Origin of the sequence: Novosphingobium capsulatum NBRC 12533, from assembly GCF_001598375.1 — a bacterium.
GTDB lineage: Bacteria > Pseudomonadota > Alphaproteobacteria > Sphingomonadales > Sphingomonadaceae > Novosphingobium > Novosphingobium capsulatum.
This window is the reverse complement of sequence record NZ_BCYV01000003.1, coordinates 167,076-181,855: the sequence shown is the minus strand read 5'-3', so window position 1 is coordinate 181,855 and position 14,780 is coordinate 167,076. Positions and strand designations below refer to the sequence as shown.

Sequence of the window (14,780 nt, the reverse complement as noted above, 5' to 3'; positions counted from 1 at the left end):
CAAATCCCGGCAATGACCTGCGCCATGTTGCGCCGCCTCATCGCCTCGCTCATCGTTGCCCTCGTCCTGGTGCCGGCCCTGCCGGCGCTGGCCGATCCGGCCGACATCGCCGCCGCCAGCCGTGGCGTCGTCCGCGTCGTGATCGTCCAGACCGAAGGGCGCAGTTCCACCATGATTGGCCATGGCAGCGGTTTTGCCGTCACGCCCGAATATGTCGTCACCAATGCCCACGTGGTAGAGGCGCTGCGCCAGGACGACACCCTGATCGCCGGCATCGTGCCGCCACAGGGCCGCGGCGGCTATGAAGCGCGCGTGGTCGCCTATTCCCCGCGTAATGACCTGGCCTTGCTCAAGATCCAGGGCGGCGGCCGGCTCGCGCCGCTTTCGCTCTATGCCGGGCAAGTGAGCGATGGCGCCGATGTCAGCGCGGTGGGCTATCCCGGCAACGTCGATCTGGCGCAGGGCCTGTCGCTGTCGGATCTGGTCAGCCCCCAGGCGGCGGTAAAGACGCGCGGATATGTCTCGGCGGGGCGCAGTTCCAAGGAATTCGACACGATCCTGCACACCGCGCCGATCGGTGCGGGCAATTCGGGCGGCCCGCTCCTCGATGCCTGCGGCCGCGTCGTCGGGGTCAACTCGTTCGGCACGGTCAGCGACAACAGCACCGATTCGGCGTTCTACTTCGCCATCTCGATGCGCGAGCTGTCGCGCTTTTTGCAGCAGAACAATGTCCAGGCCCACGCCAGCGACCTGCCCTGCACCTCCATCGCCGATCTCGATCGGGCCGATAGCGAACGCGCCGCCAGCGACCAGGCGCGCCAGGCCGCGCAGAACGAAGCGCGCCAGAATGCCCACGCCCGCGCCCTGGAAACCGCGCGCCGCCAGGCCGAGATCGAGATCTTGACCCAGCGCGACAACGGCATGGCGATTGCCGTGCTGCTGCTGGTGGCAACGCTGGGCGCAGGCGGCGCGGCGTTCATCTATGCCCAGCGCGACAACGCCAATGCCACGCGCATCGCCGGCGGCAGCGCCCTGGTGCTGCTGCTGGGCACCGTGGCGGCCTGGGCACTGCGGCCCAGCCTGCTGTCGATCGACAACCGCGCGCAGGATATCGTGGCCGCCGCCAGCGGCACGCCCGATGCCCTGGCGAGCACGGCGGCCGGCGGCAAAGCCGCTACCGGCAAGTTCATCTGCGTGCTCGATCCCCAGCGCAGCCGCGTGACCGTGTCAGACATCACCGATGTGCCGATCACCTGGAGCCAGGACGGCTGCATGAACCAGCGCAGCCAATATGGCCTGGCCGCCGATGGCTGGTCGCGCGTGCTGGTGCCCAATGGCGAAGATACCATCGCCGTCACCCACTTCGATCCCGACAGCCGCAGCTATACCGTCGAACGCTTCCTGATGGGCCTCGATGCCATGAACCAGGCGCGCGATGCCCGGCAAAAGGTGGTGGCCCCGGCCTGCGGCGCCGGAGAGGCCGAAGCCCGCCGCTTTGGCGACGCCCAACAGGCGATCCGCGCGCTGCTGCCCGCAGAACCCAACGAACGCATGCGCTACAACTGCCAGCCGGTGCCCTGATCGTTGGGCATCTCTCCCCCTCCTCTTCAGAGGAGGGGGTCGGGGGGTGGTGGAAAGGTAGTGCATGGCTCCGCACCACCCCCAGCTCCTCCTCTGAAGAGGAGGGGAGCCATTCTCGTTGGCCCAACCTCGGCTCAATCGTCAAAACTTTCCCGCGAAGGCCGAATCACCCTCCCCGGCTCAGCCCGCCTTTCCCCGCATCGCCGTCCCACGCTTGAGACGTTTCGACACGCTGATACGCATACGTTTGCGCCTCCATTAACAGAGGCTGCCAACTGGTGACTTGTCATATGGCGGTGACGTTGCTAGGCGCGCCGGGACTGCGGGCCGTCACGTGCATTTTTTGCGCGTCATGCGCCTTGCTTGAAATCCTTGGACGAAGGGGACTGAGGCGCGTGGAGATTTCCAGCGGCATCACGGCCAGCCTGGCGGGGCGTTATGCTTCCGCACTTTATGAGCTGGCAAATGAACAGGGCCTGGTTGCGGCCGTGGAAGGCGATCTTGAGCGCCTGGCTGACGCCCTGCGCGAATCGGCTGATTTCGCCGCGCTGATCCGCAATCCGCAGGTCGCCCGCGAAGACGCCGCCCGTGCGATCGCCGCCGTTGGCCAGGTGCTGGGCGTTTCGCCCCTCACCGCCAACTTCCTGGGCGTGATCGCTGGCAACCGCCGCCTGTCCGCCCTGCCCGATGTGGCGCGCGCCTATGCCGCGATTGCTGCAGCTGCCCGCAACGAAGTGACTGCCCATGTCACCAGCGCGCATCCGCTCGACGACGGCCAGATCGCTGCGCTGTCGGAAAAGCTCGCTGCCCGCGCCGGCAAGTCGATCAAGCTCAAGACTGCGGTCGATCCCGAGATTCTCGGCGGGCTGGTCGTCAAGATCGGCAGCCAGATGATCGACAGCTCGATCCGCACCCGTCTCAATTCGCTCGCCCAGGCCATGAAGGGCTGAAGCCAAAAAGTTTGCACGAAAGGCTGAACGATGGAAATCCGCGCCGCTGAAATCTCTAAGGTCATCAAGGACCAGATCGCCAGCTTCGGCACCGAGGCCCAGGTCTCGGAAGTCGGCTCCGTGCTGTCGGTCGGCGACGGCATCGCCCGCATCCACGGGCTGGATCAGGTCCAGGCCGGCGAAATGGTCGAATTCGCCAACGGCATCAAGGGCATGGCCCTCAACCTCGAAGCCGACAACGTCGGCGTCGTGATCTTCGGCTCTGACGCCGAGATCAAGGAAGGTGACACCGCCAAGCGCACCGGCACGATCGTGGACGTTCCGATAGGCAAGGGCCTGCTGGGCCGCGTGGTCGACGCGCTGGGCAATCCGATCGATGGCAAGGGCCCGATCGAATACACCGAGCGCCGCCGCGTCGAAGTCAAGGCTCCCGGCATCATCCCGCGCAAGTCGGTGCACGAACCCGTGCAGACCGGCCTCAAGGCGATCGACGCCCTGGTGCCCGTGGGCCGTGGCCAGCGCGAGCTGATCATCGGTGACCGCCAGACCGGCAAGACCGCCGTCGCGATCGACACCTTCATCAACCAGAAGGCCGTCAACGCCGGTTCGGACGAAGGCAAGAAGCTCTACTGCATCTACGTCGCGATCGGTCAGAAGCGCTCGACCGTGGCCCAGATCGTGCGCCAGCTCGAAGAAAACGGCGCGATGGAATACACCATCGTCGTGGCCGCCACCGCTTCGGAACCGGCCCCGCTGCAGTACCTGGCGCCCTACACCGGCTGCACCATGGGTGAATTCTTCCGCGACAACGGCATGCACGCCGTGATCGTGTACGATGACCTTTCCAAGCAGGCCGTGGCCTATCGCCAGATGTCGCTGCTGCTGCGTCGCCCGCCGGGCCGCGAAGCCTATCCGGGTGACGTGTTCTACCTGCACAGCCGCCTGCTCGAACGCGCCGCCAAGATGAACGACGACAACGGCGCCGGTTCGCTGACCGCCCTGCCGATCATCGAAACCCAGGCCGGTGACGTGTCTGCCTACATCCCGACCAACGTGATCTCGATCACCGACGGCCAGATCTTCCTGGAAACCGGGCTGTTCTACCAGGGCATCCGTCCGGCCATCAACGTCGGCCTCTCGGTGTCGCGCGTGGGCTCCTCGGCCCAGACCAAGGCGATGAAGAAGGTGGCCGGCTCGATCAAGCTGGAGCTGGCGCAGTATCGCGAAATGGCGGCTTTCGCCCAGTTCGGGTCTGACCTCGATGCCTCGACGCAGAAGCTGCTCAACCGCGGTGCGCGCCTGACCGAGCTGCTCAAGCAGCCGCAGTTCTCGCCGCAGGGCTTTGAAGAGCAGACCTGCGTGATCTTTGCCGGTACCCAGGGCTACCTCGACGCCGTGCCGGTCGACCAGGTCACCGAATACGAAGCCGAACTCTTGAGCTTCCTGCGCACGCAGAAGGCCGACCTGCTCGCCGAAATCCGCGACACCAAGGATCTGGGCGACGGCGCCAAGGCCAAGCTCAAGGAAGCGCTCGACGCTTTCGCCAAGCAGTTCGCCTGATAACGCATGATTCATCCCCCCGGTGGGCCAGCACGGCCAGCCGGGGGAGATGAAGTGGAGATAGACGAGTGGCCTCGCTCAAGGAACTCAAGCTGCGGATCAACTCGGTCAAGTCGACCCAGAAGATCACCAAGGCCAAGCAGATGGTCGCCGCGGCCAAGCTGCGCAAGGCGCAGGCCGCTGCCGAGGCCGCGCGCCCCTATGCCGGCCGCCTCGCCGGTGTCATGGCCAGCCTCGCCAGCAAGGTGCAGGTTGGTGAAGGCAGCCCCAAGCTGCTGGCCGGCAATGGCAAGGACCAGGTTCACCTGCTGGTCGTCGCCAATTCCGATCGCGGCCTGTGCGGCGCGTTCAACGCCAACATCGTCAAGGCCGCCAAGGCCAAGGCGCAGGAACTGCTTGCCCAGGGCAAGACGGTGAAGTTCTACCTCGTCGGCCGCAAGGGCCGCGCCCCGATCCGGCGCGATTATCCCAGCGCGATTGCCGGTGGGTTCGACACCACCGTGGTGCGCGAGGCCGGCTTTGCCGAAGCGGAAAAGATCGCCAACGAACTGCTGGCCATGTACGAAGCCGGCCAGTTCGACGTGGCGCACCTGATCTATTCCAAGTTCCGCAGCGCGCTGGTGCAGATCCCCACCACCCAGCAGATCATCCCCGTGCCGGCCCCGACCGTGCCCGTTGCCAACGATGGCGGCGCCGTGGTCGATTATGAACCCGACGAGGAAGCGATCCTCGCTGACCTGCTGCCGCGCTATCTGCGTGTCCAGCTGTTCGGGGCGCTGATCGAGAACATGGCCAGCGAACAGGGCGCCTCGATGACCGCGATGGACAATGCCACGCGCAACGCCGGCGAGCTGATCAAGAAGCTGACCATCCAATACAACCGCAGCCGCCAGGCCGCGATCACCACCGAACTCATCGAAATCATCGCCGGCGCCGAAGCGCTTTGACGACGACCCAGCAGGCAAGGAAAGACTAGAATGGCAACCGCACCTGTCATCACATCGACCGGCAAGATCAGCCAGGTCATCGGCGCCGTCGTCGACGTTCAATTCGACGGCGAACTGCCGGCCATCCTCTCGGCTCTCGAAACCAGCAACAACGGCAACCGCCTGGTGCTGGAAGTGGCGCAGCACCTGGGTGAAAACACCGTGCGCACCATCGCCATGGACTCGACCGAAGGCCTCACCCGTGGCCAGGCCGTGACCAGCACCGGCGCGCAGATCTCGGTGCCGGTTGGCCCCAAGACGCTGGGCCGCATTCTCAACGTGGTGGGCGATCCCATCGACGAACGTGGCCCGGTTGGCGCCACCCAGTTCGCCCCGATCCACGCCAAGGCTCCCGAATTCGTCGACCAGTCGACCGAAGCGGCGATCCTGGTCACCGGCATCAAGGTGATCGACCTGCTCGCGCCTTATGCCAAGGGCGGCAAGATCGGCCTGTTCGGCGGCGCCGGCGTGGGCAAGACCGTGCTGATCCAGGAACTGATCAACAACATCGCCAAGGGCCACGGCGGCGTGTCGGTCTTTGCCGGCGTGGGTGAACGCACCCGCGAAGGCAACGACCTCTATCACGAATTCCTCGACGCCGGCGTTATCGCCAAGGACGCCGATGGCAACGCCACCTCGGAAGGCTCCAAGGTTGCGCTCGTCTACGGCCAGATGAACGAACCGCCGGGCGCCCGCGCTCGCGTCGCGCTCTCGGGCCTGACCATGGCCGAATACTTCCGCGACCAGGAAGGCCAGGACGTGCTGTTCTTCGTGGACAACATCTTCCGCTTCACCCAGGCCGGTTCGGAAGTGTCGGCGCTGCTTGGCCGCATTCCCTCGGCCGTGGGTTATCAGCCCACCCTGTCGACCGACATGGGCCAGTTGCAGGAACGCATTACCTCGACCAACAAGGGTTCGATCACCTCGGTCCAGGCGATCTACGTGCCGGCCGACGACTTGACCGACCCCGCGCCGGCCACCTCGTTCGCCCACTTGGACGCCACCACCACGCTCAACCGCGCGATCTCGGAACTCGGCATCTATCCGGCGGTGGACCCGCTCGACTCGACCAGCCGCGTGCTCGAACCGCGCATCGTTGGTGCCGAGCACTACGAAACCGCACGCCGCGTCCAGGAAACCCTGCAGAAGTACAAGTCGCTGCAGGACATCATCGCCATCCTGGGCATGGACGAACTGTCGGAAGAAGATAAGCTGACCGTGGCCCGCGCCCGCAAGATCCAGCGCTTCCTTTCGCAGCCGTTCCACGTGGCCGAAGTGTTCACCGGCATCCCGGGCAAGTTCGTCCAGCTCGAAGACACCGTCCGCTCGTTCAAGGCGGTGGTTGACGGCGAATACGATCACCTGCCCGAAGCCGCGTTCTACATGGTCGGCGGCATCGACGAAGCCGTTGAAAAGGCCAAGAAGCTGGCTGCCGAAGCCTGATCTTGACCATCCTCCCCTCCCGCACACGGGAGGGGTCGGAGGAGGGCCTGTAGGGGCGCCCTCCTTCGGAACCGGCAAACAGCCCCTCCCCCAGCCCCTCCCGCCCGCGGTAGGGGCGTGTAGAGACGGCCCATGCTCCACTTTGAACTCGTCACCCCGGCTCGCCTCGTCCGCTCGGAAGCGGTGTGGCAGGTTGTCGTTCCCGGCACCGAAGGCGAATTCGGCGTTCTCGAAGGCCACGCGCCGTTCATGTCCACGGTCAAGGACGGCACGATCAAGGTCTATCGCACGCAGGGCGGCCAGCCGGAAGAAATCCGCGTGCAAGGCGGCTTTGCCGAAGTGAACGCCAAGGGCCTCACGGTTCTGGCCGAACACGTCGAAGGCTGACGCACGCATCCCACGGATGTGCAAACGGGCCGGTGCCTTTGGGGCGCCGGCCCGTTTTGCGTTTCAGGCGTGCAGCTTGGCAAACATGTCGGCAAAGGTCAGCCGGGTGTCGATCCAGTCATAGACGCGCATGGGCCGCCCATCCGGCCGGGGCAGGTAGGCACCCTGGCCATCCAGCCGCGGCGTGGGCGCCAGGTGATAGCGGCACGATGCACTGTCGGGCTCGAACGCGCTTTGCAGGGCTGTCAGCGTCACCAGCGGGCTATCGCCCAGGGCATAGGTCTCGCCAAGATTGAGCCCCATTGGCACGACGGCCCGGCGCGTCCGCGCCAGCTGTGCCACCAGCCACGCGCCGACCGGGCCGCTTTGCCCCAGCAGGCGCAGTTCGGCCAGACTGACCAGCATCTGGCGATAGGCATTGCGCGGCACCTGCCAGATGGGAATGGCGCTTTCGCCAAACACGTACTGCGCCGCTGCCGGATCGATGGTGAAGTTGTATTCCGCCTGCGCTCCGCCCGGCGGCGGCGCGACGCCTGCGTGCTCGCTGCCCCCGATCCAGACCAGCGTCATACGCGGCGCAATGCGCGGCTCAGCCCGCAACGCGGCGGTCAGATCGGTCAGCCCGGCGCCGGCCGTGTAGAACAACGGAGTCTTGGTATCGCTGCGCATTGCTTCCGCCACGATGGCGGCAACCGCCTGCGCCGAATCACGCCGATCGGCCCGTCCCAGAGCCCCTTCGGCACCGCGCACTACGGGCACGCGCCCGGTGATGCCCATCACGTCGAGCAGTTCACGCGCCTTGGCCGCAGCCTTGTCGGCCTGATGCCCATCGTCGGGCTCGGCGTCCCGGGGCGAATGCAGGTGCGACCCGACGATGAGGCGCACGTCGGCCGAAGGGCTGCGCAGCGCATGGGCCAGCGCGAACAGGCCGTCGGGATCGCCCGCGAGGTCGTTGTCCACAATCACCCGCATGCGCGGCGGCGAATCGGGCAAGATTTCCTCGGCGCGAGCCACAAGCGGGAACATCGGTAGGGCGGAGAGGCCCAACAGGGCGGCGCGGCGTGACAGGTCCATCGAACAATCACAGCACTTTGGGCAGCCCTGTCAACCGAGCGCGGCACAGGCTTTTTTGATAGGCACGCGAACTTTTTTGCAAATTCACGTTTGTGAACTTTTCAACAGAGTGAATTTAAGGCATGGAATGTGCCGACAAAGCCCGAGGGAGAGATACCTGTCATGACCCAAAACCTGGCCAACGTGATTGGCGCGCAAGCCAACCTGGTCGATTTCCTGCGTAACCAGCAGGTCGGCCCCAACGTCTATCCCGGCGTGCCTGCCGAATATTCCAACTGGCGGGCGGAGCAGTGGGCATGGGGCCACACCGCTGTGCTGTATAACCAGTCGTACCACATGGTGGACCTGGCCGTGCGCGGGCCCGACGCGTTCAAGATGCTGGAATACCTGGGCATCAACACTTTCAAGAACTTCCAGCCCGATCGCGCCAAGCAGTTCGTGCCGGTCACCCCCGATGGCTATGTCATCGGCGACGTGATCCTGTTCTACCTGGACGAGAACGAGTTCAACCTGGTTGGCCGCGCCCCCACGATCGAGTGGGTGGAATACCATGCCGCCACCGGCAACTGGAACGTGACGGTGGAGCGCGACGAGCGCTGGGCGATGCGCAACGATGGCAAGCGCAACAGCTATCGCTTCCAGATCCAGGGCCCCAACGCGATGAAGATCATCGAGAAGGCCACGGGCAAGACCCCGCCCGAACTCAAGTTCTTCCACATGACGCGCATGACCATCGGCGGCAAGGACGTGCGCGCGCTGCGCCATGGCATGGCCGGCCAGCCGGGATTTGAACTGTTCGGCCCCTGGGAAGACTATGGCGCGGTGCACGCTGCGCTGGTCGAAGCCGGCAAGGAATTCGGCATGGCCCTGGTCGGCGGCCGCGCCTATTCGTCCAACACGCTGGAATCGGGCTGGATCCCCTCCCCGCTGCCGGCGATCTACACCGGCGAGGCGCTGGCGCCCTATCGCGAGTGGCTCTCGGCCAATTCCTATGAAGCCAAGTGCTCGGTCGGCGGCAGCTATGTGCCTGAAACGGTTGAAGGCTATTACACCACGCCGTGGGACCTGGGCTATGGTCCGTTCGTCAAGTTCGACCACGATTTCATCGGCCGCGCCGCGCTGGAAAAGATGCACGCTGCCGGCAACCATCGCACCAAGGTGACCCTGGCGCTCGACAACGAAGACGTGATGCGCGTGCAGTCTTCGGCGCTGAGCAAGGGCGATCGCGCCAAGTTCATGGAATATCCCAGCGCGGTCTATGCCATGCATCCGTTCGACCAGGTGCTCAAGGACGGGCAGCGGGTCGGCCTGTCGACCTGGATCGGCTATTCGGCCAACGAGGGCAAGTTCCTGACGCTGGCGATGATGGACAAGGGCCACGAAACCATCGGCGGCGAAGTCAGCCTGCTGTGGGGCGAGCCCCATGGCGGCACCACCAAGCCCACCGTAGAGCCGCACGTGCAGACCGAAATCAAGGCCGTGGTCAGCCCCGTGCCCTATTCCGAAGTGGCGCGCGACGCCTATGCCGAGGGCTGGCGCACGCAAAAGTAAGCGCGAGGGAGCGATCCCTGGTGCGGGCGCCGGCCTCCTCCCGACGGAGGCCGGCGCTTTCTTTTTGGGCGGATATTTTGTTTGCCTTGCTAACAATTCATGGCATGATCGTGGCAACCAAGGAGAGGATGCCGCCATGGCACAAGACAACAAGATCACGTTCTACGACCTGGCCATATCCACCGGCGCCACGATCAGTCCGTTCGTCTGGGCCACCAAATATGCCCTGAAACACAAGGGCTTTGATCTTGATGTCGTGCCCGGCGGGTTCACTGGCATCCTCGAGCGCACCGGCGGCAAGACCGAGCGCCTGCCCGCGATCGTCGACGATGGCACCTGGGTGCTCGATAGCTGGGGCATCGTCGAATACCTCGATGCGACTTATCCCGATCGGCCGCTGCTGATCCCGCATGAAAGCGTGGCGGCCACGCTCAAGGCGCTGGACCACTGGTTCTGGGGTGCTGCCGTCGGCCCGTGGATGCGCTGCTTCTGCGCCGACTACCGCGACCTGTCGCTGCCGCAGGATCACGAATACATCACCCATTCGCGCGAAAAGATGCTGGGCCGCAAGCTGGAAGAAATCCAGGCCGGCCGGGAAGACCGCCTGGCCGGCATTTCCGCCGCGCTGGAGCCGCTGCGCTCTGCCCTCGGCCAGCACGCCTGGCTGGGCGGGAGCAGCCCCAACTATGCCGATTACCGCATCCTGGGCGGCTTCCTGTTCACCGCTTCGGTGTGCAAGACGCCGGTGCTGGCCAGCGATGATCCGCTGCGCGACTGGCTCGATCGCTGCCTCGATCTCTATGGTGGCCTGGGCCGCCACCCCGGCCTGTTCCCGCTGTTCGGCCTGGTGGAGCGCGAGGGCGATGTGCCGGCGTTCACCCGCCAGGGCGGGCTTGGCGGCATCTACAAGCGCAACACCGGCCCTGCTTCCACCCAGGCCGAAACGCAGAAGATCACGCAAGGGATGAAGCAGCCGGCCTAACGCCTGCGCTTCGTCCCCCGGGTCATCAGGTCTGGCTTGGGGGGCGGGCGCCAGCCGGGCGGCGGGGTCATGGCTTGCTGGCTGGTGCCCAGCCCCATCGCGCCGGGCGCCTGGCGGTTGATCCCGGTGGTGTCAGACCGGGCCGCTTCATCGGCACTGGCACCGCCCCGCATCAGAATGATGATATCGCGCAGCCGCCGCGCTTCCTCGAAATCGAGCGCGGCCACGGCGGCCTCCATCTGCGCGGTCAGGGTCTGAATCGTTTCGGCCATGATGCGATAATGCGCGAGCGGCGCGGAAAGTGCCATCCCGGCTGTGCGCACCGGCCAAAGGGCAACTGGCCGGGGTTGGTGGGGTGTGCCAGTGTGGGTTGTGTTAGGTTTCGCACCACCCCCAACCCCCTCCTCTGAAGAGGAGGGGGCTTTGACGGGCTTCTCCCCCCTCATCTTGAGAGGAGGGGGTCGGGGGGTGGTGCTGGGCCTGACACAACGCCCCAAGGGAAACCGCCCGCCATGCGCCTGCCATTGCTCCTCGCCACTGCCATGCTCTTCGCCACCCCGGCCCATGCCTATGACGTGGCGGAAAAATCGCTCGACGTGCTGCGGGCCGATCTCGATGCCGGGCGCGTCACCTCGGCCGAACTGGTCACGGCCTATGAGGCGCGCATTGCCCGGTTCGATCCCACGCTGCATGCGGTGATCGCGCTCAATCCCCAGGCGCTGGAGCAGGCGCGCCAGGCCGATGCCGCGCGGCGGGCGCATGCCACGCATCTGCCGCTCGAAGGCATTCCCATCCTGATCAAGGACAATATCGAAAGCGCCGATCCCGTGGCGACCACGGCGGGCAGCCTGGCGCTGGCCGGCAATGTGACCGACCGCGATGCGCCGCTGGTGGCGCGGCTGCGCGCGGCGGGCGCGATCATCCTGGGCAAGACCAACCTTTCCGAATGGGCCAATATCCGCTCCAACCATTCGATCAGCGGCTGGAGCGCCACGGGCGGCCAGGCGCGCAATCCCTACGATCCGCGCCGCAGCACCTGCGGATCGAGCGCCGGTTCGGGCGCGGCGGCAGCGGCCAGCTTTGCCGCGGCGACGGTGGGCACCGAAACCGATGGCTCGATCACCTGCCCTTCGGCGATCAATGGCCTGGTTGGATTCAAGCCCACGGTGGGCCTGGTCTCGCGCACGCATGTCGTGCCGATCAGCCACAGCCAGGATACCCCCGGCCCGATGGCGCGCAGCGTGCGCGACGCGGCGCTGCTGCTGGGCGGCATGGCCGGCAGCGACCCGGCCGATCCCGCCACGGCGCGGGCCGACAGCCTGGGCCACGATTTCACCCGTGGCCTCACGCCCGATGGCCTGAAAGGCGCGCGCATCGGCGTGATGCGCTTTGCCGCCGGGTTCCATCCCGAAACCGATGCCCTGTTCGAACGCGCGCTGGCCACGCTGCGCGCCGCTGGCGCCACGCTGGTGGAGATCAAGGCGCCGCCGCCCGCCACCGATGGCGTGGGGGAGCGCGAACAGCTGGTGCTGTCCACCGAACTCAAGGCCGACATGGCCACCTACCTCGCCTCCACCGATCCGGCCAAGGTGCCCAGCCGCACCCTGGCTGATCTGATCGCGTTCAACACCGCCCACTCCGCGCAGGAACTGGCGCTGTTCGGCCAGGACTATTTCGAAGAGGCGGACAAGACCAAGGGCCTGGCCGATCCCGCCTATATCAAGGCGGCGGCCGAGGCGAAGGCCAAGGCCGGCCCCGAAGGGATCGACCGCATGCTGGCCGACAACCACGTGACCGCGCTGGTCGCCCCCACCCTCGGCCCAGCCTGGCTGATCGACCCGGTGCTGAAAGACAATTTCGTCGGTGGCGGCGCGGGCGGGCTGGCGGCGGTGGCCGGCTATCCCCACCTGACCGTGCCGATGGGCGCAGTGTCCGGGCTGCCCGTGGGCCTCTCGTTCGTGGGCACGGCGTGGGACGATGCGCGGCTGCTCGCCTATGGCTATGCCTTTGAACAGGCAGCCCATGCCCGCCAGGCGCCGGTGCTGCCGCCGCGCTGAGGAACGGCGCCGACCCAGGCACGTTGCCCCCGTAACAACAGGGGCACAGCATGAGAGCATGGATCATTGCCGCCGTGGCGCTCGCCGCCACGCCGGCCGCCGCACAGGATACCGGCACGCCCGATGAAGTGGCGCAGGACAGCACGCACCACCCCACCCTGCGCGATCTGTGCAGCGATCGGCCAGGCCTCAACACCCCGGCCTGCACGGTCGATCCCGGCCGGCTGCAGGTGGAAGTGGGCCTGGGCGACTGGACGCTGGACCGTCAGGCCGACCAGCGCAGCGACACGATCACCAGCGGCGACGTGCTGCTGCGCTATGGGGTAACCCCCACCACCGAACTGCGGCTGGGCTGGACCGCCTTCGGCCACGTGCGCACCCGCGACATCCCCACCGGCAGCATCGACACCGCGCAGGGCGTGGGCGACGTGACGCTGGGCGTGAAGCAGAACCTGCGCCACCCCGCCGAAGGCAAGACCGGCCTCGCCATCGCGGCGCTGCCGTTCGTCACGCTCCCCACCGGCCATGCCGAAGTGGGCGCTGGCGACTGGAGCGCCGGGCTGATCGTGCCGACCAGCTACAAGATCAACGACACCGTCTCGCTGGAACTCTCCCCCGAAGTGGACGCGGCGGTGAACGAAAGCGGCCAGGGCCGCCACCTCGCCTATGGCACGGCGATGGGCGTGCAGGTGCACCTGTCCAAGACCATGCGCCTGACCCCGGAACTGCAATTCCTGCGAGACCAGGACCCGGAACACCACGCGACGATGAGCCGCGCGGCGCTGTCGTTCGACGTCCAGCCGGCGAAGATGCTGCAACTGGACGTGCAGGCAGTGGCGGGGTTGAACAGGGATACGCCGGATGTGGAACTGGCGTTTGGGGTTACGCGGAAGTTTTGAGGGGGTGACCAATTTACCCATGCTTAGGCCCGTGGCCGAGTGGGTGGTTTCGTTATTATTCACCGCATGCGTTGAGCAATACTTTAGACAATAACCACGTATTTTTATTACTTTCCGAAAACGCACCTATAAAGCTACAAATACATTAATTTCTTCATCGATATTGCGAGCCAAATTCGAGAATAAAAGTCGAGGAAAAAACTATTTTATCCCAATTCTAAATGAGATGCGGTTTCCAGTGCGCCGACACACCTATAGGCCCCGACAAACTCTAAGTGATAGCTCGGCAACCTCGAAGCTCACTAGCCGACGACAGTGCTCGGTGTACATCTTGCCCACAAAAGATCATTATTTCCAAATCAACATGGGGCGTCTCACTTCCATACACATACTATCAGAAACAAGAAATTCACCTTCCTAACGCTTTACTGAATCGTATATATAGTTTCCTAAAATTCCCAGCAATATTGATAAAATAACTGATATAAAAGTAAATTTTATAACTCCAATTTTGAAATTATAAGATTTAACTCGGTCCCCCCCAATAGAACGTATAAGTTGGAAACCATCGCAAAATTGGATTGAATATGTATTCCGACAAAAGTGACATTATAAAAATTGGCGTCATCAATAACGGTACAAATGCAAAATTATTATCTAACGATTTCATAGTGTCTACACGATACATATATTCCCACATATCCCTCGATGTATCCCGAATTTGTTTTATTTTATCAATTTTATCATCTCCAATTCTAGCAACACCAAATATAACGTATGCCATAACACCCATAGCTATGATCATTGGCGCTGTATGATACAACTTCGGATTAGCGAAAAATCGGGCGATTTTGCTTGTCCGTATTTTGTTGACTCGCTCCTCCAGCGTAGATGCTGTCACAAAGGTCCAGTCCTGATCATCAGATACGACGGAATACGAAATCGGCGCGCTATCTGAGTTTTCTTCATGAGAGTGATCACTGAGACGCAGCTCAACGGAAGCACGCGGAGCAGCCACTGAGGAGGCTCTAATCACCAGCCTGATCACTCGTTTTGATCCATCGTTTTCCTCCGAAATAATGTCTCCTATTGACAAGAAATCTGTAATTCCACCATTTATATATTTAACCTCAAATTTAAAATCTGCATCAGCACCACCATTTATTTTGCGAAACTGGTCATTGACTGAATCTTTTATTCTAGCCAACTCCGTCTCATTGACAAAAAAACCGGAATTTATCTTTGGCGTAATCTCAGTTTTCATTATACCCCCAATTTTTATGTTGCCCTTTAAGACAGTAAATACGCCC

At 63.8% G+C, this 14,780-nt stretch carries 13 protein-coding genes; 10 read left to right on the top strand and 3 right to left on the bottom strand.

The genetic code is table 11. The features are described from left to right. Positions 1–24: 24 nt before the first annotated feature. The 6 genes from SCA01S_RS00900 to SCA01S_RS00875 all read left to right on the top strand — a co-directional run bounded on the left by SCA01S_RS00900 (position 25) and on the right by SCA01S_RS00875 (position 6,907). Positions 25–1,581 (top strand): S1C family serine protease, encoded by a 1,557-nt coding sequence (locus tag SCA01S_RS00900; protein ID WP_245652399.1) that lies wholly within the window; start codon positions 25–27, stop codon positions 1,579–1,581. Between the two features lie 395 nt (positions 1,582–1,976). Beyond that, on the top strand, positions 1,977–2,531 hold the full coding sequence (locus tag SCA01S_RS00895) for a F0F1 ATP synthase subunit delta (protein WP_022676819.1): 555 nt from the start codon (positions 1,977–1,979) through the stop codon (positions 2,529–2,531). Positions 2,532–2,561: 30 nt separating this feature from the next. After that, positions 2,562–4,091, top strand: coding sequence for a F0F1 ATP synthase subunit alpha (gene atpA, locus SCA01S_RS00890; protein WP_062781927.1), 1,530 nt, complete (start codon positions 2,562–2,564; stop codon positions 4,089–4,091). Positions 4,092–4,159: 68 nt separating this feature from the next. Further along, the gene (locus tag SCA01S_RS00885) at positions 4,160–5,038 is read left to right on the top strand and encodes a F0F1 ATP synthase subunit gamma (RefSeq protein WP_062781924.1); all 879 of its coding nucleotides are present in this window, start codon (positions 4,160–4,162) and stop codon (positions 5,036–5,038) included. 30 nt (positions 5,039–5,068) lie between these two features. Then, positions 5,069–6,520, top strand: coding sequence for a F0F1 ATP synthase subunit beta (atpD, locus tag SCA01S_RS00880; protein ID WP_062781921.1), 1,452 nt, complete (start codon positions 5,069–5,071; stop codon positions 6,518–6,520). A gap of 132 nt (positions 6,521–6,652) precedes the next feature. Then, positions 6,653–6,907 (top strand): ATP synthase F1 subunit epsilon, encoded by a 255-nt coding sequence (locus tag SCA01S_RS00875; RefSeq protein ID WP_022676815.1) that lies wholly within the window; start codon positions 6,653–6,655, stop codon positions 6,905–6,907. Positions 6,908–6,970: 63 nt separating this feature from the next. On the opposite strand, the gene SCA01S_RS00870 is transcribed toward SCA01S_RS00875, so the two are convergent. Beyond that, positions 6,971–7,981, bottom strand: a complete 1,011-nt coding sequence (locus SCA01S_RS00870) for a nucleoside hydrolase (RefSeq protein WP_218016378.1) — start codon at positions 7,979–7,981, stop codon at positions 6,971–6,973. A gap of 162 nt (positions 7,982–8,143) precedes the next feature. Here SCA01S_RS00870 and desA point away from each other — a divergent pair, with 162 nt between their 5' ends. Together desA and SCA01S_RS00860 are read left to right on the top strand one after the other, a co-directional pair. After that, positions 8,144–9,532, top strand: a complete 1,389-nt coding sequence (gene desA, locus SCA01S_RS00865; RefSeq protein ID WP_062781918.1) for a syringate O-demethylase — start codon at positions 8,144–8,146, stop codon at positions 9,530–9,532. A gap of 136 nt (positions 9,533–9,668) precedes the next feature. Continuing rightward, positions 9,669–10,514, top strand: coding sequence for a beta-etherase (locus SCA01S_RS00860; protein ID WP_062781915.1), 846 nt, complete (start codon positions 9,669–9,671; stop codon positions 10,512–10,514). On the opposite strand, the gene SCA01S_RS00855 is transcribed toward SCA01S_RS00860, so the two are convergent. After that, positions 10,511–10,786: a UvrB/UvrC motif-containing protein gene (locus SCA01S_RS00855; protein WP_062782019.1), complete on the bottom strand. Its 276-nt coding sequence runs from the start codon at positions 10,784–10,786 to the stop codon at positions 10,511–10,513. The two genes, SCA01S_RS00860 and SCA01S_RS00855, sit on opposite strands and share 4 nt — an antisense overlap. Before the next feature lie 240 nt (positions 10,787–11,026). Between SCA01S_RS00855 and SCA01S_RS00850 the strand changes: the two genes are divergently transcribed. After that, entirely contained in the window at positions 11,027–12,571 is a 1,545-nt protein-coding gene (locus tag SCA01S_RS00850) for an amidase (protein ID WP_084390700.1), read from the top strand. A gap of 50 nt (positions 12,572–12,621) precedes the next feature. After that, entirely contained in the window at positions 12,622–13,470 is an 849-nt protein-coding gene (locus tag SCA01S_RS00845) for a transporter (protein WP_062781909.1), read from the top strand. 526 nt (positions 13,471–13,996) lie between these two features. Here SCA01S_RS00845 and SCA01S_RS22030 read toward each other — a convergent pair. Further along, positions 13,997–14,734, bottom strand: a complete 738-nt coding sequence (locus tag SCA01S_RS22030; protein WP_157088812.1) for a hypothetical protein — start codon at positions 14,732–14,734, stop codon at positions 13,997–13,999. Positions 14,735–14,780: the final 46 nt, after the last annotated feature.

What these genes read in the sequence shown, in the direction of transcription:
- SCA01S_RS00860 (WP_062781915.1), top strand. Translation starts at nt 9,669, where the DNA reads ATGGCACAAGACAACAAGATCACGTTCTACGACCTGGCCATATCCACC.
- SCA01S_RS00855 (WP_062782019.1), bottom strand. Translation starts at nt 10,786, where the DNA reads ATGGCCGAAACGATTCAGACCCTGACCGCGCAGATGGAGGCCGCCGTG.
- SCA01S_RS00845 (WP_062781909.1), top strand. Translation starts at nt 12,622, where the DNA reads ATGAGAGCATGGATCATTGCCGCCGTGGCGCTCGCCGCCACGCCGGCC.
- SCA01S_RS00875 (WP_022676815.1), top strand. Translation starts at nt 6,653, where the DNA reads ATGCTCCACTTTGAACTCGTCACCCCGGCTCGCCTCGTCCGCTCGGAA.
- SCA01S_RS22030 (WP_157088812.1), bottom strand. Translation starts at nt 14,734, where the DNA reads ATGAAAACTGAGATTACGCCAAAGATAAATTCCGGTTTTTTTGTCAAT.
- atpA (WP_062781927.1), top strand. Translation starts at nt 2,562, where the DNA reads ATGGAAATCCGCGCCGCTGAAATCTCTAAGGTCATCAAGGACCAGATC.
- SCA01S_RS00870 (WP_218016378.1), bottom strand. Translation starts at nt 7,981, where the DNA reads ATGGACCTGTCACGCCGCGCCGCCCTGTTGGGCCTCTCCGCCCTACCG.
- desA (WP_062781918.1), top strand. Translation starts at nt 8,144, where the DNA reads ATGACCCAAAACCTGGCCAACGTGATTGGCGCGCAAGCCAACCTGGTC.
- SCA01S_RS00900 (WP_245652399.1), top strand. Translation starts at nt 25, where the DNA reads ATGTTGCGCCGCCTCATCGCCTCGCTCATCGTTGCCCTCGTCCTGGTG.
- atpD (WP_062781921.1), top strand. Translation starts at nt 5,069, where the DNA reads ATGGCAACCGCACCTGTCATCACATCGACCGGCAAGATCAGCCAGGTC.
- SCA01S_RS00850 (WP_084390700.1), top strand. Translation starts at nt 11,027, where the DNA reads ATGCGCCTGCCATTGCTCCTCGCCACTGCCATGCTCTTCGCCACCCCG.